Genomic DNA, 25,004 nt, shown 5'->3' on the forward strand with positions numbered 1-25,004 from the left:
GATCTTTCCGACCCGATTTCCTCGGTGCTTTCCAGGTTCCCGCTTTCGCGTTTCCCTTTCCGGCGGTTCCGACTCTATCAGATCCTTTCGGGCTCCGATTCCCCGTCAGAAGGGGGTGTCTCCGCGGCTGTTGGGCCGTTTCAACGAGGTGAGACTCTAGCGGATTCCCGGCCCCCGAGCTAATCGGGGGTCGCGTCCTTTCGAACGTGGATTCCTCATTCCGTAAATACACACGCACACGTCAACGACGCCGACAATGCGACTGTTCGTCGAAGAGTGGTGGGTACTTGCGGAATCGCTGTCCGGGGACCGACCGGGGTCGGCGCTCACGTCGGACAACTCGGAGAACACTACGAGCGCGGCACCGGTGTGTCAAACCCCGGGCCCGGGGGCCTGCGCGGGCGTAGTGTGGGACGCGTGACGACGCGTACGTGTACCCAGCTCTGGTGGGCCGCCTGACGGCGGCCGTACGTACGTGTGCACTCAACGGCCGCCGCTTCGGCGGCCGTTCTCGTATCTCCCTCCGGGAGGGGCGGCCGACGGTGGCGGCGGTCCTGACCAGGAGGTAGAGGGATGACAAGGGTCTTCAGTGGGGTCAAGCCGACCGGGCACCTGACGCTGGGGAACTATCTGGGGGCCATGCGGCAGTGGGCCGCGGAGGACCAGCATCGGTCGGACGCCCTGTTCTGCGTCGTCGACCTGCACGCGCTGACCGTGGACCACGACCCCGCGCGGGTGCGGAGACTGAGCCGACAGGCCGCGTCCTTGCTGCTGGCGGCGGGGCTGGACCCCGACCTGTGCACCGTGTTCGTACAGAGCCACGTCGACGAGCACGCGCGGCTGTCGTACGTACTGGAGTGCGTCGCCACGGACGGGGAGATGCGGCGGATGATCCAGTACAAGGAGAAGGCCGCGCGGGAACGGGAGCGGGGCGGGAGTGTGCGGCTGTCGCTGCTGACGTATCCCGTGCTGATGGCGGCCGACATCCTGGCGTACGGGACGGACGACGTGCCGGTCGGAAATGACCAGACGCAGCACGTGGAGCTGGCGCGGGATCTCGCGGTGCGGTTCAACCAGCGGTACGGGCACACGTTCGTGGTGCCGCGGGCCACTAATCCGGCGGTGGCGGCCCGGGTGATGAATCTGCAGGAGCCGACCTCGAAGATGGGGAAGAGCGACGACGTCGGGCCCGGGATCGTCTATCTGCTGGACGAGCCGGACGTGGTGCGCAGGAAGGTCGCGCGGGCCGTGACCGACAGCGGGCGGGACGTCGTGTACGACCCGGCGGAGCGGCCCGGGCTCGCGAACCTGCTGGAGATCCTCGCCGCCTGCACGGGCGGGGAGCCGGCGGCACTGGCGGGCGCGTACGACTCGTACGGGGCGTTGAAGAAGGACACCGCGGAGGCGGTGGTCGAGGTGTTGCGGCCCGTGCAGGACCGGCACAAGGAGTTGTGCGCCGATCCCGGGCATGTGGAGCGGGTGCTGCGGGAGGGCGCGGAGAAGGCCCGGGCCATGGCCCGGCCCACCGTGGACGCCGCCTACCGGGCGATCGGACTGTTGCCACCGGTGGGCGGGGATCGGTAGCCCCGCTGGCTGGGACCCGGCCGCCGCGGGTGCTCCCCCGCGGCGGTGGCCCGGGGGCGTGCCCGCAGGTGTCAGTCCTTGGTGCCGGAGGCCAGTTCGCGGCTGCGGTCGCGGGCGGCCTCCAGGGCCGCGATCAGGGCGGCCCTGACGCCGTGGTTCTCCAGTTCGCGGATGGCGTTGATCGTGGTGCCGGCGGGGGACGTCACGTTCTCGCGGAGCCTCACCGGGTGCTCGCCGCTGTCGCGGAGCATGGTCGCGGCGCCGATCGCGGACTGGACGATCAGGTCGTGGGCCTTGTCGCGGGGCAGGCCGAGGAGGATGCCGGCGTCGGTCATCGCTTCGACCAGGTAGAAGAAGTACGCCGGGCCGGAGCCGGAGAGGGCGGTGCAGGCGTCCTGCTGGGACTCGGGGACGCGGAGGGTCTTGCCGACGGCGCCGAAGATCTCCTCGGTGTGGGCCAGGTGGCCGGCGGTGGCGTGGGTGCCGGCGGAGATGACGGACATGGCCTCGTCGACGAGGGCCGGGGTGTTCGTCATGACGCGGACGACCGGGGTGCCGGGGGCGAGGCGCTCCTCGAAGAAGGAGGTCGGGATGCCGGCCGCGCCGCTGATGACCAGGCGGTCGGCGGGGACGTGCGGCGCCAGCTCGTCGAGGAGGGTGCCCATGTCCTGCGGCTTGACCGTGAGGATGAGGGTGTCGGCGGACTTCGCGGCCTCGGCGTTGGTGACGGGGGTGACTCCGTGGCGGGTGCGGAGTTCCTCGGCCCGTTCCCGGCGGCGGGCCGTGACCAGGAGGTCGGCGGGTGCCCAGCCGGCTCCGATCATTCCGCTGAGCAGGGCTTCACCGATCTTGCCGGTGCCGAGGACTGCGACTTTCTGGGTCATGTTTTCGGTGCCCTCCGGGTGCCCTGTGCGGGTGCGTCGTCCGTCGCCATCCTCGCATCCCGGGGAGGCGTGGAGCCGGGGCGTCCGGTGGGCGGGATGCCGGTGGGGCGGATGCCGCCTACGCCGTGCGGCGTTTGAGGGTGGCGGCGCCCAGGGCGAGGACGAGGAGGGCGCAGCCCGCCACGACCAGGGCGTCCCGTACGAAGGCGGCCGTCATGTCGGTGTGGCGCAGGACCTCGTTCATGCCGTCGACCGCGTAGGACATGGGCAGGACGTCGGAGACGGCCTCCAGCGCCGGGTGCATGTCGTCGCGCGGGGTGAAGAGGCCGCACAGGAGGAGCTGGGGGAAGATCACGGCCGGCATGAACTGGACCGCCTGGAACTCGGAGGCCGCGAAGGCCGAGACGAAGAGGCCGAGCGCGGTGCCCAGGAGGGCGTCCAGCAGGGCGACCAGGAGGAGGAGCCAGGGGCTGCCGGTGACGTCGAGGCCCAGGAACCAGACCGCCAGGCCGGTCGCGAGGGCCGACTGGACGATGGCGAGGGCTCCGAAGGCGAGGGCGTAGCCCGCGATGAGGTCGGCCTTGCCCAGCGGCATGGCCAGGAGGCGTTCGAGGGTGCCGGAGGTGCGCTCGCGCAGGGTCGCGATCGAGGTGACCAGGAACATCGTGATCAGCGGGAAGATCCCGAGCAGCGAGGCGCCGATGTTGTCGAAGGTGCGCGGGCTGCCGTCGAAGACGTAGCGCAGCAGGAACAGCATCACGCAGGGGATCAGGAGCAGCAGGGCGATCGTGCGGGGGTCGTGGGCCAGCTGGCGCACGACGCGGGTCGCGGTGGCCGCGGTGCGGGCGGGGCTCAGGGGGCGGGTGGGGGCGGGGGGCACGGCCGTCGGCTTCGTCGGCGTGGTCGGCGTGGTCGTCCGCGTGGTCATCGGGTGGTCTCCTTCGCGCGGGCTGCCTCGGTCGCCTCGTCGACGAGGTGGAGGAAGGCCTCCTCGACCGTCTCGGCGGCGGTGCGGGTGCGCAGGGCGTCGGGGGTGTCCTCGGCGAGGACCCGGCCCTCGCGCATCAGCAGGAGGCGGTCGCAGCGCTCGGCCTCGTCCATGACGTGGGAGGAGACGAGGAGGGTGGCGCCGCGGTCTGCGGCGATGGAGTGGAAGAGGGCCCACAGGTCGCGGCGCAGGACGGGGTCGAGGCCGACGGTCGGTTCGTCGAGGACCAGCAGCTCGGGGGTGCCGAGGAGGGCGACGGCGAGGGAGACGCGGCTGCGCTGGCCGCCGGAGAGGTTGCCGGCCAGGGCGTCGGCGTGGGTGGTGAGGTCGACGTCGGCGACGGCCCGGGTGACGTGCTCGCGCCGGCGGTCGGCGGCGGCGCGGCCGGGGTCGAGTATCGCGGCGAAGTAGTCCAGGTTCTGGCGGACGGTCAGGTCGTCGAAGACCGAGGGGGCCTGGGTGACGTAGCCGATGCGGGTGCGCAGGCCCGGGTGGCCGGCCGGGCGGCCGAGGACGTCCAGGGTGCCGGTGACCTTCGCCTGGGTGCCGGCGATCGCGCGCATCAGGGTCGACTTGCCGCAGCCGGAGGGGCCGAGGAGGCCGGTGATCCGGCCCGGCGGAACCGTGAAGTCGAGGGAGCGCAGGACGGTGCGGGGGCCGCGGACGACGGTGAGGGCCTCGGCGCGGACGGCGGGCGCGGTGGGGGCCGGGCGTGGGGGGTCGGGAGGGCGGGAGGCGTAATTCATCATGTGATGAATAATGCTCTCCCGCCCGGATGCCGTCAAGCGGTCGCGGGGGCCCTGGCGAGCAGGAGGCGGACGTCGTACGTCTCCTCGACGACGCCGTCCGGGAAGTCGGCCAGGAGGTGCCGGCGCTCCTCGGCGAGGAAGGCGGCGCCGCGGTCCTCGCCGTCCGTCAGGAAGACCGAGCGGCTGCCGAGGTTGGCCAGGTGGGTGTCGAGCGGGACGCGGCGGCTCCAGCGGGCGGTGCGGTGGACGAAGTCGAGGAGGCCGGCCGGGTCCGCGGTGCGGGCGCCGACGTCGCGTTGCTGGGCGGAGAGTGCGAGGCCGAAGTGGCGGTCGACACGGACGGCCGCCGCCGCGATCCACGGCACGTCGAGGGCCGCCGTGTTCCACCACAGGGCCAGCGCGCCGCCGGGACGCAGCACGCGCAACGCCTCCGGCACGGCCCGGTCGGGGTCGGTCCAGTGCCAGGCCTGGGCGTACGTGAGGAGGTCGGCGCTGTGGTCGGCGAGCGGGAGGGCGTTGCCGCTGCCCCGGAGGACGGGGACGTCGGGGAGGGTGCGCCGGAACTCCGCGGCCATGCCGGCGCCGGGCTCGACGGCGATCACGTCGGCGCCGCGCGCGTGCAGGAGGGCGGTGGCGATGCCCGTGCCGGCGCCGACGTCCACCACGCGGGAGCCGGCCAGGGGGCGGCCGGCGAGTTCCTCCACCGCGTCGAGGAGGGCGGGCGGGTAGGAGGGGCGGTTGGCCGCGTACTGGGCGGCGGCCGCGTTGAAGGAGTGGGCCCGGGTGGCGCGGGTGACCTCGGGGGCGCGGGGGGTTCCGGCGGGGGGTGGGGTGGTGTTCGAGGTGGTGCCGGGTGTCGTCATACGGCCATGGTGGGGCCGGACGGGGGGCGTGGAGGGGGTGCCGGGGGGCGGGGCGGGGGCGGGTGCCGGGGGTTGAGCCGTGGGGCGTGCGGGGTGCTGCGAGGCGCCGGGGGCCGACAGGTCAGCGGCGGCGTTTCCTGGACGGGTTGCCCGAGCGGCGGGTGGTGCGCTTCTCGTACTCCTCGCGGGCCTTCTCGTACTCGGCGCGGTGGAGTTTCTCGCCCGGGGCCTCGGTGAAGGTGCGGAGGAAGTAGGCGAGGAGGGAGCCGACGAAGCCGATGGCCAGCAGGCCGCGGAGGGAGGCCTGGCGGTCGGGGTCGGGGCGGCTGGTGAAGGTGGACCAGGTGTGCCGGAAGGCCAGGGCGCTGCAGACCGCGAACATCACGACCATCAGCAGCGAGACGGCGCTGCCGACGTCGGCGATCCGGAGGCCGTCGTAGGCGACGCGCAGGACGACGCAGGCGGCGACCGCCGCGGCGAGGGAGCCGACGGCCAGGCCCGCCCGGCGCGCGGGGTAGCCGTGGTCGTGGTGCACCCACGTCGTGCCGTAGAACCGGATGGGTTCGGGGCGGGGGCCGGCGGGGAGGGAGGAGCCCGCGGGGGTGTCCGGGGTGCCGTGCGTACCGTTCTCTGCGCTCACGGTTCGATTATGGCGCCGGATGTGCTGCGGGCTCCGGGTGGGATCAGGCGCAGCGCGGGGCGACGTAGCCGTCGCTGCCGGTCTGCACGTAGGCGTCCGAGACGTACTGGCCGCTGCCGATGTTGTCCCAGATCTTGCTCGTGCCGTACGGGCCGGCCACCGTCGTGCCCGGCCGCTGGCAGTAGATGGGGATCTGGGCGCCCTCGGGCAGGACCCGCACCGTGCCGTAGCCGGTGCCGGGGCCGCTGCGGACGTTGAGGCGGACCCCCGGGGCCACCGAGTAGTACCGGACGACCGCGGCGACCCCCGCGACCGTGGTCGCCGTCTCGGCCGCGGCTTCCTGTACGCGGTCAACTGCCATGTGATGCTCCCCCCGTTGAGCCCCACGAGTCTCGTGGGGCCACGTTGATTCCCCAGGAACAAGCCACGAAACTCCCGTTCGCAACTCGCACGCGGAGGCTAGCAAGCCGCCTCGGTCCCGTACGAACCATCGACTAGGCTCCGAGCGTCGCGCGCGCGGACGAACAGCACGGGGGTGGTCCCATGGCGCCGCAGCGGAACGCCGGGGCGAGCACGGAAGCGGAACTTCCGCAGTACGCCGGTCACTACCGTCTGGAGTCCTGTCTGGGTTCGGGCGGCATGGGCGTCGTGCATCTGGCGCGCAGCACCTCCGGGATGCGCGTCGCGGTGAAGATCGTGCATGCGCCGTACGCCAAGGATCCCGAGTTCAGGGGCCGTTTCCGGCAGGAGGTCGCCGCGGCGCGGCAGGTGAGCGGGGCCTTCACGGCGCCGGTCGTCGATGCCGATCCGGACGCCGCACGGCCCTGGATGGCCACCCTCTACATCCCCGGTCCGACCCTCTCGGAGCAGGTGAAGCGGAACGGTCCCATGGACGAGGACCAGTTGCGCCGGCTGATGGCGGGGCTCGCCGAGGCGTTGCGTGACATCCACCGGGTCGGGGTGGTGCACCGGGACCTGAAGCCGAGCAACGTGCTGCTCGCCGAGGACGGGCCCAAGGTCATCGACTTCGGCATCTCCCGGCCGAAGGACAGCGAACTGCGCACCGAGACGGGCAAGCTGATCGGGACTCCCCCGTTCATGGCGCCCGAGCAGTTCCGGCGGCCCCGCGAGGTCGGTCCCGCCGCCGACGTCTTCGCCCTCGGGTCGCTCATGGTGCACGCGGCGACCGGACGCGGGCCGTTCGACTCCGACAGCCCCTACGTCGTCGCCTACCAGGTCGTGCACGACGAGCCCGACCTGACCGGCGTGTCCGAGTCGCTCGCGCCGTTGGTGCTGCGGTGTCTGGCCAAGGAGCCCGAGGACCGGCCCACGCCGGACGAGCTGATGCGGGAGCTGCGGTCGGTGGCGGCGGCCTACGACACCCAGGTGTTCGTGCCGGGCCGGCGGGCGGAGGAGGCGCCGGCCCCGGAGACGACCGGGGCCGCGGAGGCGGAGGCTCCCGCAGCACCGGCCGCGCGGCGGCTCGGGAAGCGGGCGGCGCTGGTGGCCGGGGCGCTCTGCCTCGCCGTGACCGGTGGGCTCGTCTCGGTCCAGGTGTTCGGCGACGCAAAGCCGGCGCACCGGACGCCCGCCGCCCGGAGCGCACCGGGTGGGTTCGGCGCGTGGGAGGCGGTGCCCGGCTCGCGGGAGGGCGGCACGCCCCTGTGCTCGTACGCGGCGCCGCGTCTGCTGTGCGCGCAGCCCGGGACGGTGTTCGCGGTCGATCCGGCCGACGGGAGCACGCTGTGGCGGCACCCCGTCGAGGAGGCCGTGCGGAGCCAGCCGCCGGTCCTCTCGGGCGGGCTCGTGCAGCCCGACGTCGGGCTGCTCGGCCCCCTGGAGGCGCTCGACCCGGCCACGGGTGAGCCGGCGTGGCGGGAGGAGATGCCCGCGTACGACGGCCTGCGGGTCGTCGGCGACATGCTCCTCCTCACCCGCGCCGACGGGATGGTCACCGGCGTGGACAGCGCCTCGGGGCGGACCCGGTGGTCGGGGCGGATTCCGGGGCAGTCCGTGCCGTACTTCACCTCGTTCGCCGGGGAGCGGCGCCCGGCGGCGTACGCGACCGGCGAGACCGCGGACGGGAACCGGACCCGGGTCACCGCGGTGGACCCGGCCAGCGGGGACGTGCGGTGGGACGCGGAGCTGGAGGGTGCGCTGGCCCTGGTGGGGGCCTCGGGCGGGTCCGTGTACCTCGTCCCCGAAGCGGCGACCCACGGGGACGTGAAGGCCGTGGTCCGCTACACGCCCGCCACCGGGGAGACCCGCCGGGCGGACCTGCCGGTGCCGGTCGAGCAGGCGGCGATCGGCGTCCACGGGGACACCGTCCACCTCGCGGGCGCGGGCGGCTCCCTGGTCGCCGTCGACATGGCGGCGGGGAGACAGAGGTGGCGGCTGGAGACGGGGGTGAGCCGTGGCTCGGTGCCCGTCTCCGACGGCCGGCACGTGTACATGACCGTTCCCGACGGACGGCTGCTGGGCGTCGACGCCCGCGAGGGCAGGCTCCTCGGGCAGACCCGGTCCCGGTTCGGCGCCGAGTCGGACCGGGTGCCCGCGACGCTGCCCGAGCCGCTGCTCGCGGGCGGGCACGTGTACGCCGGGGCGCCCGACGGGACCGTCTTCGGCGTGGCGGGACGGGACCCGGCCGCCTGGTGACCCCGCCGGGCGGCGGACCGGGCGGTCAGCCCAGCTTGCTCACGTCGCGCACCGCGCCCTTGTCGGCGCTGGTCGCCATCGCGGCGTACGCCTTCAGGGCCGCGGAGACCTTGCGGTCGCGGTTCCTCGGGGCGTACCTGCCGCCCAGGGCCTGGTCGCGGCGGGCCAGTTCGGCGTCGTCGACGAGCAGTTCGATGGAGCGGTTCGGGATGTCGATGCGGACCCGGTCGCCGTCCTCGACGAGGGCGATGGTGCCGCCCGCGGCCGCCTCGGGCGAGGCGTGGCCGATGGACAGGCCCGAGGTGCCGCCGGAGAAGCGGCCGTCGGTGACCAGGGCGCAGGTCTTCCCGAGGCCGCGGCCCTTCAGGTACGAGGTCGGGTAGAGCATCTCCTGCATGCCGGGGCCGCCCTTGGGGCCCTCGTAGCGGATGACGACGACGTCGCCCTCCTTGACCTGCTGGGTGAGGATCTTCTGGACGGCCTCCTCCTGCGACTCGCAGACGACCGCCGGGCCCTCGAAGGTCCAGATGGACTCGTCGACGCCGGCCGTCTTCACCACGCAGCCGTCGGCGGCGAGGTTGCCACGCAGGACCGCGAGGCCACCGTCCCTGGAGTAGGCGTGCTCGACGGAGCGGATGCAGCCGCCCTCGGCGTCCTGGTCGAGGGAGTCCCAGCGCTCGGACTGGGAGAAGGCCTCGGCGGAGCGCTTGCAGCCGGGGGCCGCGTGCCACAGCTCGACGGCCTCGGGGGCGGGGGAACCGCCCCGGACGTCCCAGGTCTTCAGCCAGTCGGCCAGCGAGGGGCTGTGGACGGAGTGGACGTCCTCGTCGAGCAGGCCGGCGCGGTGCAGTTCGCCGAGGAGGGCGGGGATGCCGCCGGCGCGGTGCACGTCCTCCATGTAGTACGTGCGGTCCTTGGCGACGTTGGGGGCGACCTTGGCGAGGCACGGGACGCGGCGCGAGAGGGCGTCCATCTCGGGGAGACCGAAGGGGACCTCCGCCTCCTGGGCGGCGGCCAGCAGGTGCAGGATCGTGTTGGTGGAGCCGCCCATCGCGATGTCCAGCGCCATGGCGTTCCCGAAGGCCGCGGGGGTGGCGATGTTGCGGGGCAGGACCGAGTCGTCGTCCTGCTCGTAGTAGCGGCGGGTCAGGTCCAGCACCGTGCGGGCGGCGTTCTCGTAGAGCGCCTTGCGGGCGGTGTGGGTGGCCAGGACCGAGCCGTTGCCCGGCAGGGAGAGGCCGATGGCCTCGGTGAGGCAGTTCATCGAGTTGGCGGTGAACATGCCGGAACAGGAGCCGCAGGTGGGACAGGCGTTCTCCTCGATGCGGAGGATGTCCTCGTCGGAGATCTTGTCGTTGACCGCCTCCGACATCGCGTCGACCAGGTCCAGGGTGCGGACCGTGCCGTCGACCAGGGTGGCGCGGCCGGACTCCATGGGGCCGCCGGAGACGAAGACCGTGGGGATGTTCAGGCGGAGCGCCGCGTTGAGCATGCCCGGGGTGATCTTGTCGCAGTTGGAGATGCAGATCAGGGCGTCGGCGCAGTGCGCCTCGACCATGTACTCCACGCTGTCCGCGATCAGGTCGCGGGAGGGCAGGGAGTAGAGCATGCCGCCGTGGCCCATGGCGATGCCGTCGTCGACGGCGATCGTGTTGAACTCGCGCGGGATGCCGCCGGCCGCGACGACCGCCTCGCTGACGATCCGGCCGACCGGCGCGAGGTGGGTGTGGCCCGGCACGAACTCCGTGAAGCTGTTGGCGACGGCGATGATCGGCTTCCGGCCGATGTCCGCGCCGGGTACACCGGAGGCGCGCATCAGGGCGCGGGCGCCCGCCATGTTGCGGCCGTGGGTGACTGTGCGGGACCTCAGCTCGGGCATCGTCGCTCGCCTCGCTCGTGGGCTCGTTGGGAGAGTAATGACTGCCGTCGAGCGTACGCCGGTCATCCAGGACTCGGGACAGGGTGTCCGGAATGCGGGACGCGCGTCTCGCCGTGCGGCACCGCGGGGCGCGCTCAGGGGCCGGTGAGGTGGCCCTGTACGACCGGTGCCAGGCGGGCGACGAGCTGCTCCGGGTCGGCCGAGGCCAGCGGCTCCGCCTTGATCACGTACCGGAGCACCGCGCACCCGACCAGCTGGGCGGCCGCCAGCTCGGTGCGCAGCTCCGCGTCCGGCCCGTCCAGCTGGGCGGCGACACGGCGCAGCAGCTGCGCGGCGACCAGCCGGCGGAAGACGGCGGCGGCGGTCTCGTTGTCGAAGGCGGAGCGGACGATGGCCAGCAGCGGGGTGCGGGTGGCCGGGTCCTCCCAGAGGCCGAAGAAGAAGCGGGTGAGCCGCTCGCCGACCCCGTCGGCGGGTCCGTCGGCGACCGCCCCCGAGGCCCCGCGGACGGGGGCGAAGGCGACCTCGATCGCCGCCTCGAAGACCTGCTCCTTGGTGCCGAAGTAGTGGTGCACCAGCGCCGGGTCGACGCCGGCGGCCTTGGCGATGCCGCGTACGGACGTCTTCTCGTAGCCGCGCTCGGAGAACTCCTCGCGGGCCGCGGTGAGGATGCGGTCGCGGGTGCCGGCGGACTCCGTGCGCGGGGGGCGGCCCCGGCGCCGGGTGCCTCCGGCCGGGGCGCTCATCGCCGGTGCGCCTTCGCCGGGTCCGCCGGCGCGTCCGCGGGGCCCGCCGAGGCCAGGTGGTGGCGGGTGAAGGCCAGCGCCTCGGCGAGATCGGCCTCACGTTCGGCGCTGGACATCGCGCGACGGGTGTTGACCTCGATGACGACATGGCCGTCGAAGCCGGAGCGGGCGACGCGTTCCAGCACCTCGGCGCAGGGCTGGTTGCCGCGGCCGGGGACGAGGTGCTCGTCCTTGGCGGAGCCCCTGCCGTCGGCGAGGTGGAGATGGCCCAGGCGGTCGCCCATGCGGTCGAGCATGTCCAGCGCGTCGCTCCGGGAGGTCGCGGCGTGGCTCAGGTCGATCGTGAAGTGGCGGTAGTCGTCCTTCGTCACGTCCCAGTCGGGGGCGTACGCCTGCATCTCGCGGTCGCGGTAGCGCCAGGGGTACATGTTCTCGACGGCGAACCGCACGTCGGTCTCGTTCGCCATCCGCCAGATGCCGTTGACGAAGTCCCGGGAGTACTGGCGCTGCCAGCGGAACGGCGGGTGGACGACGACGGTGTCCGCCCCGAGCTTCTCCGCGGCGGCGCGGGCGCGCTGCAGCTTGACCCAGGGGTCGGTGGACCAGACCCGCTGCGTGATGAGCAGGCAGGGGGCGTGCACGGCCAGGATCGGCATGTGGTGGTAGTCGCTGAGTCTGCGCAGCGCGTCGAGGTCCTGGCTGACCGGATCGGTCCACACCATGACTTCGACGCCGTCGTACCCGAGGCGTGCGGCGATCTCGAAGGCCGTCGCCGTCGACTCCGGGTAGACGGAAGCCGTCGACAGGGCGACCTTCGCGTCCGGGATGCGGACTACGTCCCTTGGTTCTGCCACGAGGGCCAGGTTACGGGGTGCGGTCGGGTGCCCGCGGGGCGGCCGTTCGCCGTTGTGGCGAGTCCCATACGGTCTCCTGCGTCCCAGGGCGCGCCCCAGGATGCGCCCAGGGGTGGCTACACCGGCCCCATGTGATCGAGTCTGCGCAGGATCACGCCCTCCCTCAGGGCCCAGGGGCAGATCTCCAGGTTCTCCACGCGGAAGAGGTCCATCGCGGCCTCGGCGACCAGGGCACCGGCGAGGAGCTGGCCCGCGCGGCCCTCGGAGACGCCCGGCAGCTCGGCGCGTTCGGCACTGGTCATGGCGGCCAGGCGGGGCACCCACGCCTCCAGGGAGGCCCGCTTCAGCTCGCGCTGCACGTAGAGGCCCTCGGCGGAGCGGGCGGCGCCGGCGATCCGGGCGAGCTGCCGGAAGGTCTTGGAGGTGGCGACCACGTGGTCCGGGGCGCCGAAGCGGCTGAAGTCGCCGACCGTGCGGGCGATCTCCGTACGGACGTGGCGGCGCAGTCTCCTGACGTCGTCCGCGTCGGGCGGGTCCCCCGGCAGCCAGGCGGCGGTCAGCCGGCCCGCGCCGAGCGGCAGCGACACGGCGGTGTCGGGCTCCTCGTCGATGCCGTAGGCGACCTCCAAGGAGCCGCCGCCGATGTCGAGGACCAACAGCTTGCCCGCGGACCAGCCGAACCAGCGGCGCACGGCGAGGAAGGTGAGCCGGGCCTCCTCGGCGCCGCTGAGGACCGTCAGCTCGACGCCGGTCTCCTCCCGCACGCGCGCGAGGACGTCGTCGGCGTTGGTCGCCTCGCGCACGGCGGAGGTGGCGAACGGCAGGAGATCCTCGACGCCCTTGTCCTCGGCGGCCTGGAGCGCCTCGCGGACGACCGCGACCAGCCGGTCGACGCCGTCGGCACCGATCGCGCCGTCCTCGTCGAGGAGCTGGGCGAGGCGCAGATCCGCCTTGTGCGAGTGGGCGGGCAGCGGGCGCGCGCCCGGGTGCGCGTCCACCACCAGCAGATGCACCGTGTTCGAACCCACGTCCAGGACACCGAGTCTCATGTACGGAACGCTACTGCCAGCGAGGAGTGCGGTGGTGCCGTCATCCGGCGCCGGCGACTTACCCTGGAACCGTGCCAAAGACGAAAAAGGCGAAGGACGAAAAGTCGGCCAAGAAGGACAAGAAGCGTGAAACGGGCGACGAGCAGGGGCTCGACTTCGCGCGCGCGTGGGTGGAGTTTCCGGACCCGGCGGACGACGAGCAGGTCTTCCGCTGCGATCTGACATGGCTGACCTCTCGCTGGAACTGCATCTTCGGCAGCGGCTGCCAGGGCATCCAGGCGGGCCGCGCGGACGACGGGTGCTGCTCGCTGGGCGCCCACTTCTCCGACGAGGACGACGAGAAGCGGGTCGCCGAGCACGTGGCGAGGCTCACGCCGGACGTCTGGCAGCACCATGCCGAGGGCACGCGGGGCGGCTGGATCTCCGAGGACGACGAGGGCTCCCGCCAGACCCGGCCCTTCCAGGGCTCGTGCATCTTCCAGAACCGGCCCGGCTTCGCCGGCGGCGCGGGCTGCTCGCTGCACATCCTGGCCCTGAAGGAGGGGCGGGAGCCGCTGGAGACCAAGCCCGACGTGTGCTGGCAGCTTCCGGTCCGGCGGACCTACGAGTGGATCGACCGGCCCGACGACACGCGCGTGCTCCAGGTGTCCATCGGTGAGTACGACCGCCGCGGCTGGGGCCCCGGCGGCCACGACCTGCACTGGTGGTGCACCTCGGCGACCTCGGCGCACGGCGCGGGCGACCCGGTGTACGTCTCGTACCGGCCGGAGCTGACCGAGTTGATGGGCAAGGCGGGCTACGACCGGCTGGTCGAGCTGTGCGAGCAGCGGCTCGCCTCGCAGCTGCCGCTGGTGGCCCCGCACCCCGCCGACCCGGTCCGCTGAGCGCGCCGCTACGAGGCGGAGCGGCTCGGGCCGTCGCCGGGCGGCGGTGACGAACCGCCCGTGCCGCCGGTGGGCGACGGGTCGTCGGTGGGTGTCGGGTCGGGGTCGGCCGAGGTCGGCGGTGGGTCGTCGGTGGGCGAGGGGTCCGGCGGCGCCGAGGTGGACGGTGAGGGGTCCGGGCCCGGGTCGGTCGGGGGCGGGGAGTGGTCGGGCGTGCTGGGCCGCGGGTTCGGACGGGAGGGGGCGGGCGCCGTGCCGTACCCGTTGATGGAGACGACGGCGCCGGCCGGTGAGACGGCCACCCGTGCGCTCCAGTGACCGGAGGGCTCGCGCAGGTGGTCGACGTACACCTTGACGGTGCGTGACTCGCCGGGGCGCAGGGTGCCCGAGGACTGGCTCAGGTAGAGCCAGGACGCGCCGGTGGACGCGGACCAGGCCACGGGGGCGTCGCCGGTCGCGGTGAGGGTGATCAGGGTCGTGTCGCCGTCGTGGCCGGCCGTCACGTCGAGGTGCCCGGCCCCCTTCGCGCCGGCGCCGGAGACGCTGACGACCTCCACGGAGACGTCGGCCTTGCCGTTCCTGCCGAAGCGGGTGCCGGGGGTGGTGCGCGTGTTGCCGGTGTTCTCGTAGCCGTAGGCGCCGCCCGCGGACGCGCCGTCCCGGCCGCCGGGGCTGTGCCCCTCGCTGGCGCTGGACGAGCGGCCGTCCTCGCCCTCGACGACCGGGGTGCCGCGGTAGGCCGCCCACAGGGCGAGCACCGGGGCCGCGACGACGGTGGCGACGACGGTGGTGGTGACGGCACGGGCGCGCAGGCGGTCCCGCCGGGCCGCGCGGTCCTTGGGGTCCATCGGGAAGCCGCGCCGGTCGAAACGGGGTGCGGTGCCTCCCGCGCGCGGGAGGTGCGTCATGGCCATGTGCAGCGCCGCGCGGGGTGCCTCCAGGACGGGCAGCTCGGCGGGCGTCACGCTGGTGCCGGGCCAGCGGCCGGGGACCGCGCGCTCCGCGGTACGGCGGCAGCGCGGGCAGTCGTCGACGTGCCGGACCAGCTCGCGGCGCAGGGCGGCGCTCAGGACGTACTGGTTGTCGCCGGTGAGGCGGGCCACGCCCGCGCAGGTGCCGGTCTGGACGACGGCCAGCGCGGCGCTGGTGCGCTCGACCTCGCAGGCGGCCGCGGCGAGCAGTTCGCGGGTGGCCGCCAGGTCCATGCCGAGGACGGCGGCGACCTCGTGGGCGGCGAGATGGTGGCGCACGGCGAGTTCGAGCGCCTCGCGCTGCTCCGGGGTGGTGCCGGCGGCCTCCGGCCAGGCGAGGAGGGCGAGTTCGCGGCGGTGGCGGCGCTGGTCCTCGTCGTCCCCGGCGGGCGGGGGCGGGGAGGCGGGCCGCTGCTGCGCGGTGCGCTGCCGGGCGGCGTCCGGGCGGCCCGCCGCGTGGTTGCCCGGACGTTTCTGCTTGGCCTCGGCGAGCTTGCGCAGGCACGCCCAGCGGGCCAGGGCGTAGAGCCAGGCCCTGCGGTCGTCGGCGGACCCGGGCCCGCGGTGGCCGCGGCGCTCGGCGAGCGCCAGGACGTCGCCCAGGGCGGCGATCGCGGAATCGTGGTCGCAGAGCACGGACAGGCAGTAGGTGAACAGGCCGTCCAGATACGCGTCGTAGCGCGCGGGCGGCCGTTGCGCCAGCGTGCGCGCCGCGGTGCGGTCACGCGCTTCCCGGTGCGCCCGGTGTGCGCCGGTCGTGCGGGTCGTGGTTTCCGGACTGCTCCTCATCACTCGGCGACCGTAGGGGCCCATGGGTGGCGCGAACTGGCGCATGGGCCCCTTTTAATCCGTACGGGTGAAACGATCCCTCATAAGGGGACAGGAGGCCGGTGTTCCGTGGCCGTTTCGGGGCGGACGTGGCCCGATCGGGGCGGTCGGGGTCGGTCGGGGGGGCGAGGTCGGTCGAGGGGGCGAGGTCGGTCGAGGGGCCGGGGTCGGTCGAGGGGGCGAGGTCGGTCGAGGGGCCGGGGCCGGTCGGCACGCGGGCGGGCGGGCGGGGCAGGCGGGCGGACCGCGTTGTCAGTGGGGGCGGTTACGGTTCGTGCATGGCTGCCCGTGCGAAGACCACCAAGGACCGGCCGTCCTACCGCTGCACCGAGTGCGGCTGGCAGACGGCCAAGTGGCTCGGCCGCTGCCCCGAATGCCAGGCGTGGGGCACGGTCGAGGAGTACGGCGCGCCCGCGGTACGTACGACGACGCCGGGGCGCGTCACCACCTCCGCGCTGCCCATCGGCCAGGTCGACGGCCGGCAGGCCACCGCGCGCTCGACCGGCGTGCCCGAGCTGGACCGGGTGCTCGGCGGCGGACTCGTGCCGGGCGCCGTGGTGCTGGTGGCGGGCGAGCCCGGCGTCGGCAAGTCCACCCTGCTGCTGGACGTGGCGGCCAAGTCGGCGAGCGAGGAGCACAAGACGCTCTACGTCACCGGTGAGGAGTCGGCGAGCCAGGTCCGGCTGCGCGCCGACCGCATCAAGGCCATCGACGACCACCTGTACCTCGCCGCCGAGACCGACCTCGCGGCGGTGCTGGGCCACCTGGACGCGGTCAAGCCCTCGCTGCTGATCCTCGACTCCGTGCAGACCGTGGCCTCTCCCGAGATCGACGGCGCTCCCGGCGGCATGGCCCAGGTGCGGGAGGTGGCGGGGGCGCTGATCCGCGCCTCCAAGGACCGCGGGATGTCCACCCTGCTGGTGGGTCACGTCACCAAGGACGGCGCCATCGCGGGCCCGCGGCTGCTGGAGCACCTCGTGGACGTCGTGCTGCACTTCGAGGGCGACCGGCACGCCCGCCTGAGGCTGGTGCGGGGCGTCAAGAACCGGTACGGCACCACCGACGAGGTCGGCTGCTTCGAGCTGCACGACGAGGGCATCACCGGCCTGACCGACCCGAGCGGTCTGTTCCTCACCCGGCGTGCCGAGCCGGTGCCCGGCACCTGTCTGACCGTCACGCTGGAGGGGCGCCGTCCGCTGGTGGCCGAGGTGCAGGCGCTGACCGTCGACTCCCAGATCCCGTCCCCCCGGCGCACCACGTCCGGTCTGGAGACCTCCCGCGTCTCCATGATGCTGGCCGTCCTGGAACAGCGCGGCCGCATCAGCGCGCTGGGCAAAAGGGACATCTACTCCGCGACGGTGGGCGGGGTGAAGCTCTCCGAGCCGGCCGCCGACCTGGCCGTCGCGCTCGCGCTGGCGAGTGCCGCGAGCGACACCCCGCTGCCCAAGAACCTCGTCGCGATCGGCGAGGTCGGCCTCGCCGGAGAGGTGAGACGGGTCACGGGCGTGCAGCGCAGGCTCTCCGAGGCGCACCGCCTGGGCTTCACCCACGCCCTGGTACCGACCGACCCCGGACGGGTCCCTGACGGTATGAAGGTCCTGGAGGTCGCGGACATAGGGGACGCCCTGCGGGTGCTTCCGCGCTCGCGTCGGCGAGAGGCCCCACGGGACGAGGAGGACCGCCGGTAGACTTTGCCCTGGTCTCGTCCGTCCGTACGACCGAGTGTGCGACACGGGAGCGCCAGACGACCTGCGACCGGAGGAGTGCAGTGGCAGCCAACGACCGGGCAGCAGCTCCCGGAAAGTCCGGTGGGAGTGCCGGTGCCGATGGCCTGATGCGCGCCTCGCTGAGCGCGGTGGCGCCCGGCACGCTCCTGCGGGACGGCCTGGAACGGGTCCTTCGCGGCAACACCGGCGGTCTGATCGTGCTGGGCTCCGACAAGACCGTCGAGTCGATGTGCACGGGCGGCTTCGTGCTGGACGTCGAGTTCACGGCGACCCGGCTGCGCGAGCTGTGCAAGCTCGACGGCGGCATCGTGCTCTCCTCGGACCTCGGCAAGATCCTGCGGGCGGGCGTGCAGCTGCTCCCCGACCCGACGATCCCCACCGAGGAGACCGGCACCCGCCACCGTACGGCGGACCGGGTCAGCAAGCAGGTCGGCTTCCCGGTCGTCTCCGTCTCCCAGTCCATGCGCCTCATCGCCCTCTACGTCGACGGCCAGCGCCGCGTTCTGGAGGACTCCGCGGCGATCCTGTCCCGCGCCAACCAGGCGCTGGCGACCCTGGAGCGCTACAAGCTGCGCCTCGACGAGGTCGCGGGCACGCTGTCGGCGCTGGAGATCGAGGACCTGGTCACCGTCCGCGACGTCTCGGCGGTGTCCCAGCGGCTGGAGATGGTGCGGCGCATCGCGACCGAGATCGCCGAGTACGTGGTGGAGCTGGGCACGGACGGGCGTCTGCTGGCGCTCCAGCTGGACGAGTTGATCGCCGGCGTGGAACCCGAGCGCGAACTGGTCGTGCGCGACTACGTGCCCGAGCCGACCGCCAAGCGCTCCCGCACCGTCGACGAGGCGCTCGTCGAGCTGGACAAGCTGAGCCACGCCGAGCTGCTCGAACTGTCCACGGTGGCCCGTGCCCTGGGCTACACCGGCTCACCGGAGACCCTGGACACGGCGGTGTCGCCGCGCGGCTTCCGGCTGCTGGCGAAGGTGCCGCGGCTGCCCGGGGCGATCATCGACCGCCTGGTGGAGCACTTCGGCGGACTGCAGAAGCTGCTCGCCGCCAGTGTGGACGACCTCCAGACGGTGGACGGCGTCGGTGAGGCGCGGGCGCGCAGCGTGCGGGAGGGCCTGTCGCGGCTCGCGGAGTCGTCGATCCTGGAGCGCTACGTCTGAGGCCGCGAGAGGCGCGTCCGGGGCGGGCCCGGGGCGCCGAGCCTGGGGCTTGTGTCAGGTCCCCCCGGGGGCTTTGCGTCAGGTCCCCGCGAGGGCCCTGCGTCAGGCCCCCCGCGGGGGCCCGCGTCAGTCGTTCTTCAGCACGAACGACGTCCGCACCTTCTCGAATCCGGCCGCCTTGGCCTCCACCAGGTACGTCCCCGCCTTGGCCGACCCCGCGGGCGGCGTCCCGCACTCCTCGGCGCTCGGCTTGCGGTCCCACTTCACGGTGTAGGTGATGCCGCTGCCGGCCGCCACCCGGTACTGCAGGCTGCCCGCGCCCTTGACGCAGGCGTCGGAGGACCAGTACGCGTCCTCGCCCTCGGCCGGCGTGATCGTCAACACCGCGCGCTTGGGGCCGAGATCGACCTTGCAGTCGCTGCCAGAGGTGTTCCGCGCGGTCAGTTCGAAGGTGGGGGTCTCACCGGGCGCGTAGTTGTTGCGGACGCTCCGCAGGCTCAACTTGACCGCTCCGGACGTGCAGTTGGGGAGGCTGGTGCCACCCGGCAGCGCGTCACCCGCGCCGACGCCGGTCGCCGCACCGCCCGCCGAACCACCGGAGCCCGCACCGCCGGAGCCGCCGGCACCACCGGCCCCACCACTCGAACCGGAACCGTCGCCGGAACCGTCGCCGCTCCCGGACCCCGAGCCGGAACCGGATCCGGAACCGCTGGAGTCCCCGCTGCCCGACTCGTCACGGCCGCCCGGCGCCTGACTGATCGCCGGCCCGGAGCCCGAAGGTCCAGGAGTGATCGAAGGGGCCGGGTTCTTGCCGTCGGCGCCGTCCTCACGGCCCTTGCCGCCGTCACCGCCGCCGGACACCACGATCAAGGTGATCAGCAGTGCCAACAGAGCGAGCAGGGACAGCAGTACGGCCCTCCGTCGCCAGTAGATGGAGGAGGGAAGCGGCCCGACCGGATTGCGCAGAGATCCCACGGCGCAAACTGTACGAGAGATCGGCGCGTTCCCTTGTCCCACCCGCCGTTCGGGGCAGCAACTTTTACGGATCATCATCCCGGAGACGGTCCCGACCCCCCGCCGATCGTCGGGCGCGGTGCGCCTTGATCGCAGGGTGTCACCGAATCCGGGGACCGCTTACCGTCCGTGAACACGGCTTTCGGGGGACGACGCGTGGCGCGGCGGCGACACCGGCTCCCCCCGGACACCTCCTCACCGGTTCGCGATCGCGGCGCTTGCACCTGTGGCCATGGCTGTGGTGCAGGGGTCGGGTGTCGGAAGCGGTCGGGTGTCGGAAGCGGTCAGGTGCCGGAAGCGGTCGGTTGCCGGTGCTGGAGGCCCTCGGCCGTGCGGTGCCCGCGTCGGTCGTCGGGTGTCCCGCCCGCCACAGGGTGGTGGTGCACCCGCGCGGCGGTCCTCCCGTGGCAGGATCGGAGGGTCATGACTGCGCCCACGAAGCCCTCGCACGACGGCCCCTCCGACCCCGCCGCGAACCCGCCCCGCACCCCGGACCAGGCGCTGGCCGCCCCGGACACCGTCCCGGACCAGGCCCCGGCCCCGGACCAAGCCCCGGCCCCGGACACCGCCACGGTCCCGGGCCCCGCCCCGGCCGGAGAGCCGGACGCCTCCGGTGTGCCGCTGCACGCCCCCGTCATCGACTGGTTCGACGAGCACGCCCGCGACCTGCCCTGGCGGCGCCCGGAAGCCGGCGCCTGGGGGGTGATGGTCAGTGAGTTCATGCTCCAGCAGACGCCGGTGAGCCGCGTCCTGCCCGTCTACGAACAGTGGCTGGCCCGCTGGCCGCGCCCCGCCGACCTCGCCGCGGAAGCGCCCGGCGAGGCCGTCCGCGCCTGGGGCCGGCTCGGCTACCCCCGCCGCGCCCTGCGCCTGCACGGCGCCGCCGCGGCCATAACGGAACGGCACGGCGGCGACGTACCCGCGGACCACGCGCAGCTGCTGGCGCTGCCCGGCATCGGGGAGTACACGGCCGCCGCGGTGGCCTCCTTCGCCTACGGCCAGCGGCACGCCGTGCTGGACACCAACGTCCGCCGGGTCTTCGCCCGCGCGGTCACCGGCGTGCAGTACCCGCCGAACGCCACCACCGCCGCCGAGCGGAAGCTGGCCCGGGCGCTGCTGCCGGACGACGAGGCGAGCGCCGCGCGCTGGGCCGCCGCCTCCATGGAGCTGGGCGCCCTCGTCTGCACGGCGAAGAACGAGTCCTGCCACCGCTGTCCGATCGCGGGCCAGTGCGCCTGGCGGCTGGCCGGCAAGCCCGCCCACGACGGACCGCCGCGGCGCGGTCAGACGTACGCCGGCACCGACCGGCAGGTGCGCGGCCGGCTGCTCGCGGTGCTCCGGGACGCGCACGTGCCGGTGCCTCAGTCGGCCCTCGACCAGGTGTGGCACGAACCGGTCCAGCGCGCCCGCGCGCTGGACGGCCTCGTCGCCGACGGTCTGGTGGAGCCGCTGGCGGACGGGACGTACCGGCTGCCGCTGAGCTGACGCACGGCCGCGGCACACCGGTGGACACCGTGCCGCGACGGCTTCCGTGACAGCGGCATCGACGGACAAATCGCCACCCATCCCCCGCAAGTACCCCATCGCTCGGTCCGGTTCCCGCCTCCGTTACACAACCGACGGACAGCCGAGGGTTTGCCGCAGGCTGCTTCGCACAGCGCCGTGACAACGCTTCCCTACCTTCGTTTGTGTGCCCCCAGGGCACGGGACGACTACGGACCACAGGCAGTGGGACCGGCGGTGCGCAAGGCCGCCGGAACGGGGATCGGAAGGCGGTTGACCATGGCGCAGGGCGAGGTGCTCGAGTTCGAGGAGTACGTCCGTACCCGGCAGGACGCGCTGTTGCGCAGCGCACGGCGCCTGGTCCCCGACCCCGTCGACGCCCAGGACCTGCTGCAGACCGCGCTGGCCCGGACGTACCGCCGCTGGTCGACCATCGAGGACAAGCGGCTGGCGGACGCCTACCTGCGCCGGGTGATGATCAACACGCGGACCGAGTGGTGGCGGGCGCGGAAGCTGGAGGAGGTGCCGACCGAGCAGCTCCCGGAGTCCTGCGTGGACGACTCGACCGAGCAGCACGCGGACCGCGCCCTGCTGATGGACGTCATGAAGGTGCTCGCCCCGAAGCAGCGCAGTGTCGTGGTGCTGCGACACTGGGAGCAGATGTCAACGGAGGAGACGGCCGCCGCCCTCGGCATGTCGGCCGGTACGGTCAAGAGCACGCTGCACCGGGCGCTCGCCCGGCTCCGCGAGGAGCTGGTCGCCCGCGATCTGGACGCACGGGCGCTGGAGCGTGAGGAGCGGGAGCGTTGCGCGGCCTGACCGTCGGTCGATCACCCGGGGAGGCCCGGAAGAGCGTGCAGGCGGCGAGTACGGCGTTGGCCGTGTTCGTCGCCCTCGGCGTCTCCCTCGCCGGGTGCGGAGCCGGTGGCACCGGCGCCCGCGACGAGGGCCCGGCCCACGCGGACACGGTCGGCGGCGCCGCCTCCTCCACGCCCGCGGCCTCCCCCTCCAAGGTTCCCGACCGCGTGGACGCGGTGCGGTTGGTCAAGACCGATCCCGAGGTCTCCGCGGAGGTCAAGCGCGAGCTGAAGCCGTGTGTCGCCGACCAGTACCCCGTCGACGTGTCGTACGGGAAGGTGACCGGGGGCTCGGCGGAGGACGTCGTCGTCAACGTGCTGACGTGCGGTGACGCGGTGGGTGTGGGCAGTTACGTGTACCGCGAGGAGGGGGGCGCGTACCAGAATGTGTTCAAGGCCGAGGAGCCCCCGGTCTACGCGGAGATCGACCGCGGTGACCTGGTGGTGACCAAGCAGGTCTACGAGAAGGGTGACCCGGTGTCCAGTCCGTCCGCCGAGAACGTGATCACGTACCGCTGGGCCTCGAACCGGTTCACCGAGGAGTACCGCACGCACAACGACTACAGCAACGCGGTCGGCAGCGCGCCCTCACCGGCTCCGGAGCCGGACAGCTGACGCGCGCGGACGGCCGGCGCGCGGGTGACGGCCGACGTGGTGGACGGCGTCCGCACGTGACGCCGACGCACACGGACGGTCTGCCCGCGGGTGACGACCGCGGGCCCGGACGGCCGACGGGCCCGGACACCTGGCGCGCACGAAGACCCGAGGCGCACGAAGACCCGACGCGCGCGGACACCGTCGGGAAACCCACGAGACACCCCCCGCGCAGGGCACCGGACGCCCCCGTGAACCGAGCGGGCCGCTCGGACCGATGGAGACATGAACACCGACCGAGAAGTGAACGCGGCGCGCGCTCCCCGCGTCTCCCCAGTGACGGCACACGAGGACTGAGAGCACCGGGATGGCAGACCAGACACACGTCCTGTTCGTCGAGGACGACGACGTCATCCGCGAGGCGACCCAGCTCGCCCTGGAGCGGGACGGCTTCGCGGTCACCGCGATGCCCGACGGGTTGTCGGGCCTGGAGGCGTTCCGGGCCGACCGCCCCGACATCGCGCTGCTGGACGTCATGGTCCCCGGCCTGGACGGGGTCAGCCTGTGCCGCCGGATCCGGAACGAGTCCACCGTGCCGGTGATCATGCTGTCGGCGCGGGCGGACTCCATCGACGTCGTCCTCGGACTGGAGGCGGGCGCCGACGACTACGTCACCAAGCCGTTCGACGGGGCCGTGCTGGTCGCCCGGATCCGGGCGGTGCTGCGCCGTTTCGGTCACGCGGGCGGCGGCGACCGGTCGGACGCGGGGGCCGGCGCGGACACCGGGGGCCTGCTGACCTTCGGTGAGCTGGAGGTCGACACCGAGGGCATGGAGGTGCGCCGGGCCGGGCGGCCGGTGGCGCTGACCCCGACCGAGATGCGGCTGCTGCTGGAGTTCTCCTCCGCGCCGGGCACGGTGCTCTCCCGCGACAAGCTCCTGGAACGGGTGTGGGACTACGGCTGGGGCGGGGACACCCGCGTCGTCGACGTCCATGTGCAGCGGCTGCGCACCAAGATCGGCCAGGACCGGATCGAGACGGTCCGCGGCTTCGGCTACAAGTTGAAGGCCTGAGCGGGGATACGGGGACACAGGGACATGCGGAGGTTCTTCCGACGCCCGACCGCCTCGCCACCGGGGCGCCCGGGCAACCGCAGAGGGCCGGGCAACCGTGCGCTGAGCATCCGTACCGGCCTGCGCTGGAAACTCAGCGCCGCCATCGCGCTGGTCGGCGCGCTGGTCGCGATCGCGCTGAGCCTGGTCGTGCACAACGCGGCCCGGGTGTCGATGCTGGACAACGCGCGCGACCTCGCGGACGACCGGGTCCTGATCGCCCAGCGCAACTACGAGCTGTCCGGGCGGCAGAACTTCCCCAACGCCCAGATCGACGACCCCGAGCTGCCGGCCGAGCTGCGCAGGAAGGTCGAGGACGGGCGGCGGGCGACGTACGTCTCCGAGGGGGCGGACGGGGTGACGGACATCTGGGCGGCGGTGCCGCTGAAGGACGGGCACGTGATGTCCCTGCACTCCGGGTTCACCGACCGCAGCGCGGACATCCTCAAGGACCTCGACCAGGCCCTGGTCATCGGCTCCATCGCGGTCGTCCTCGGGGGCAGCGCGCTCGGCGTGCTCATCGGCGGCCAGTTGTCGCGCCGGCTGCGCAAGGCCGCCACCGCCGCGCACCGGGTCGCGGGCGGTGAGCCCGACGTCCGCGTCCGGGACGCCATCGGCGGGGTCGTCCGGGACGAGACCGACGACCTGGCGAGCGCCGTGGACGCCATGGCGGACGCCCTGCAGAAGCGGCTGGAGGCCGAACGCCGGGTCACCGCCGACATCGCGCACGAGCTGCGCACTCCGGTGACCGGGCTGCTGACCGCCGCCGAGCTGCTGCCCCCGGGCCGGCCGACCGAGCTGGTGCTGGACCGGGCGAAGGCGATGCGCACGCTCGTCGAGGACGTCCTGGAGGTGGCCCGGCTGGACGGGGCCTCCGAGCGGGCCGAGCTCCAGGACATCATGCTGGGCGACTTCGTGACCCGGCGGGTGGCGGCCAAGGACCCGGCCGTCGCGGTCCACGTGGTGCACGAGTCGGAGGTCACCACCGACCCGCGCCGTCTGGAACGCGTGCTGTTCAACCTGCTCGCCAACGCCGCCCGGCACGGCCGGTCGCCCGTCGAGGTCAGCGTCGAGGGCCGGGTGATCCGGGTCCGCGACCACGGTCCCGGCTTCCCCGAGGCCCTGCTCGCCGAGGGGCCGAGCCGCTTCCGCACCGGCAGCACGGACCGGGCCGGCCGCGGTCACGGGCTCGGCCTGACCATCGCGGCCGGCCAGGCGCGGGTCCTGGGGGCGCGGCTCACCTTCCGCAACGTACGGCCCGCCGGAGCGCCCGAGCACGTGCCGGCCGAGGGGGCGGTCGCCGTCCTGTGGCTGCCGGAGCACGCGCCGACGAACACCGGGAGCTACCCGATGCTGCCGGACCGCGCCCACATCGGCTCCCCGGGCGGGCGGCGGCCCCAGGGCCTGTCCGACAGGCCCTAGCAGGCGAAGTCCCGGTCCATGACACACTCCATGACA

At 73.5% G+C, this 25,004-nt stretch carries 22 protein-coding genes; 10 read left to right on the forward strand and 12 right to left on the reverse strand.

Translation table 11 applies throughout. The features are described from left to right. Positions 1-573 precede the first annotated feature (573 nt). A complete protein-coding gene (gene trpS / locus ACGF5T_RS03950; protein WP_366768915.1) occupies positions 574-1,584 on the forward strand; it encodes a tryptophan--tRNA ligase in 1,011 nt (336 codons plus the stop codon). 71 nt (positions 1,585-1,655) lie between these two features. On the opposite strand, the gene proC is transcribed toward trpS, so the two are convergent. From proC to ACGF5T_RS03980, 6 genes are all read right to left on the reverse strand, one after another. Further along, positions 1,656-2,468: a pyrroline-5-carboxylate reductase gene (gene proC / locus ACGF5T_RS03955; RefSeq protein ID WP_356612577.1), complete on the reverse strand. Its 813-nt coding sequence runs from the start codon at positions 2,466-2,468 to the stop codon at positions 1,656-1,658. A gap of 118 nt (positions 2,469-2,586) precedes the next feature. Then, positions 2,587-3,396, reverse strand: coding sequence for an ABC transporter permease (locus tag ACGF5T_RS03960; protein WP_366768914.1), 810 nt, complete (start codon positions 3,394-3,396; stop codon positions 2,587-2,589). Then, positions 3,393-4,205, reverse strand: coding sequence for an ABC transporter ATP-binding protein (locus ACGF5T_RS03965; RefSeq protein WP_392886796.1), 813 nt, complete (start codon positions 4,203-4,205; stop codon positions 3,393-3,395). Before ACGF5T_RS03965 ends, ACGF5T_RS03960 begins: the two co-directional genes overlap by 4 nt. 32 nt (positions 4,206-4,237) lie before the next feature. Beyond that, complete coding sequence (locus ACGF5T_RS03970) at positions 4,238-5,068, reverse strand: class I SAM-dependent methyltransferase (RefSeq protein WP_366768913.1); 831 nt, start codon at positions 5,066-5,068, stop codon at positions 4,238-4,240. A gap of 121 nt (positions 5,069-5,189) precedes the next feature. Continuing rightward, positions 5,190-5,708 carry an EamA/RhaT family transporter gene (locus tag ACGF5T_RS03975; protein ID WP_366768912.1) on the reverse strand — a complete coding sequence of 173 codons (519 nt, stop codon included), beginning with the start codon at positions 5,706-5,708 and terminating at the stop codon, positions 5,190-5,192. Positions 5,709-5,751: 43 nt separating this feature from the next. Further along, on the reverse strand, positions 5,752-6,069 hold the full coding sequence (locus ACGF5T_RS03980) for an SH3 domain-containing protein (RefSeq protein WP_356612585.1): 318 nt from the start codon (positions 6,067-6,069) through the stop codon (positions 5,752-5,754). A gap of 182 nt (positions 6,070-6,251) precedes the next feature. Between ACGF5T_RS03980 and ACGF5T_RS03985 the strand changes: the two genes are divergently transcribed. Continuing rightward, on the forward strand, positions 6,252-8,363 hold the full coding sequence (locus ACGF5T_RS03985; RefSeq protein WP_366768911.1) for a serine/threonine-protein kinase: 2,112 nt from the start codon (positions 6,252-6,254) through the stop codon (positions 8,361-8,363). Positions 8,364-8,388: 25 nt separating this feature from the next. Here ACGF5T_RS03985 and ilvD read toward each other — a convergent pair whose 3' ends face one another. The 4 genes from ilvD to ACGF5T_RS04005 form a co-directional block, all read right to left on the reverse strand. Continuing rightward, on the reverse strand, positions 8,389-10,242 hold the full coding sequence (ilvD, locus tag ACGF5T_RS03990; protein WP_356612588.1) for a dihydroxy-acid dehydratase: 1,854 nt from the start codon (positions 10,240-10,242) through the stop codon (positions 8,389-8,391). Positions 10,243-10,376: 134 nt separating this feature from the next. Continuing rightward, complete coding sequence (locus tag ACGF5T_RS03995) at positions 10,377-10,988, reverse strand: TetR family transcriptional regulator (RefSeq protein WP_356612589.1); 612 nt, start codon at positions 10,986-10,988, stop codon at positions 10,377-10,379. After that, on the reverse strand, positions 10,985-11,842 hold the full coding sequence (locus ACGF5T_RS04000) for a sugar phosphate isomerase/epimerase (RefSeq protein ID WP_356612591.1): 858 nt from the start codon (positions 11,840-11,842) through the stop codon (positions 10,985-10,987). Before ACGF5T_RS04000 ends, ACGF5T_RS03995 begins: the two co-directional genes overlap by 4 nt. 116 nt (positions 11,843-11,958) lie before the next feature. After that, a complete protein-coding gene (locus ACGF5T_RS04005) occupies positions 11,959-12,891 on the reverse strand; it encodes a Ppx/GppA phosphatase family protein (protein ID WP_356612593.1) in 933 nt (310 codons plus the stop codon). A gap of 71 nt (positions 12,892-12,962) precedes the next feature. Between ACGF5T_RS04005 and ACGF5T_RS04010 the strand changes: the two genes are divergently transcribed. Further along, entirely contained in the window at positions 12,963-13,775 is an 813-nt protein-coding gene (locus tag ACGF5T_RS04010) for a hypothetical protein (protein ID WP_366768910.1), read from the forward strand. A gap of 8 nt (positions 13,776-13,783) precedes the next feature. On the opposite strand, the gene ACGF5T_RS04015 is transcribed toward ACGF5T_RS04010, so the two are convergent. Beyond that, positions 13,784-15,535, reverse strand: coding sequence for a hypothetical protein (locus ACGF5T_RS04015; protein ID WP_366768916.1), 1,752 nt, complete (start codon positions 15,533-15,535; stop codon positions 13,784-13,786). A gap of 317 nt (positions 15,536-15,852) precedes the next feature. Between ACGF5T_RS04015 and radA the strand changes: the two genes are divergently transcribed. Beyond that, positions 15,853-17,262, forward strand: a complete 1,410-nt coding sequence (gene radA, locus ACGF5T_RS04020) for a DNA repair protein RadA (protein ID WP_356612598.1) — start codon at positions 15,853-15,855, stop codon at positions 17,260-17,262. An 80-nt stretch (positions 17,263-17,342) separates the two neighbouring features. Beyond that, positions 17,343-18,467, forward strand: coding sequence for a DNA integrity scanning diadenylate cyclase DisA (gene disA, locus ACGF5T_RS04025; RefSeq protein WP_356612599.1), 1,125 nt, complete (start codon positions 17,343-17,345; stop codon positions 18,465-18,467). 126 nt (positions 18,468-18,593) lie between these two features. Here disA and ACGF5T_RS04030 read toward each other — a convergent pair whose 3' ends face one another. Then, positions 18,594-19,442 (reverse strand): hypothetical protein, encoded by an 849-nt coding sequence (locus ACGF5T_RS04030; RefSeq protein ID WP_366768909.1) that lies wholly within the window; start codon positions 19,440-19,442, stop codon positions 18,594-18,596. A gap of 462 nt (positions 19,443-19,904) precedes the next feature. On the opposite strand from ACGF5T_RS04030, the gene ACGF5T_RS04035 reads away from it, so the two are divergent. The 5 genes from ACGF5T_RS04035 (at position 19,905) to cseC (ending at position 24,968) form a co-directional block, all read left to right on the forward strand. After that, on the forward strand, positions 19,905-20,966 hold the full coding sequence (locus ACGF5T_RS04035; RefSeq protein ID WP_366768908.1) for an A/G-specific adenine glycosylase: 1,062 nt from the start codon (positions 19,905-19,907) through the stop codon (positions 20,964-20,966). 297 nt (positions 20,967-21,263) lie between these two features. Further along, positions 21,264-21,803: a SigE family RNA polymerase sigma factor gene (locus tag ACGF5T_RS04040; RefSeq protein WP_053134953.1), complete on the forward strand. Its 540-nt coding sequence runs from the start codon at positions 21,264-21,266 to the stop codon at positions 21,801-21,803. Continuing rightward, entirely contained in the window at positions 21,791-22,456 is a 666-nt protein-coding gene (locus tag ACGF5T_RS04045; protein WP_366768907.1) for a hypothetical protein, read from the forward strand. The genes ACGF5T_RS04040 and ACGF5T_RS04045 overlap by 13 nt, the downstream gene beginning before the upstream one ends. A 346-nt stretch (positions 22,457-22,802) precedes the next feature. Then, positions 22,803-23,507, forward strand: a complete 705-nt coding sequence (gene cseB / locus ACGF5T_RS04050) for a two-component system response regulator CseB (protein ID WP_366768906.1) — start codon at positions 22,803-22,805, stop codon at positions 23,505-23,507. Positions 23,508-23,531: 24 nt separating this feature from the next. Continuing rightward, complete coding sequence (cseC, locus tag ACGF5T_RS04055; protein ID WP_361011740.1) at positions 23,532-24,968, forward strand: two-component system sensor histidine kinase CseC; 1,437 nt, start codon at positions 23,532-23,534, stop codon at positions 24,966-24,968. Positions 24,969-25,004 lie beyond the last annotated feature (36 nt).

It is taken from the genome of Streptomyces sp. NPDC047853, assembly GCF_043204535.1.
Classification (GTDB): Bacteria; Actinomycetota; Actinomycetes; order Streptomycetales; family Streptomycetaceae; genus Streptomyces.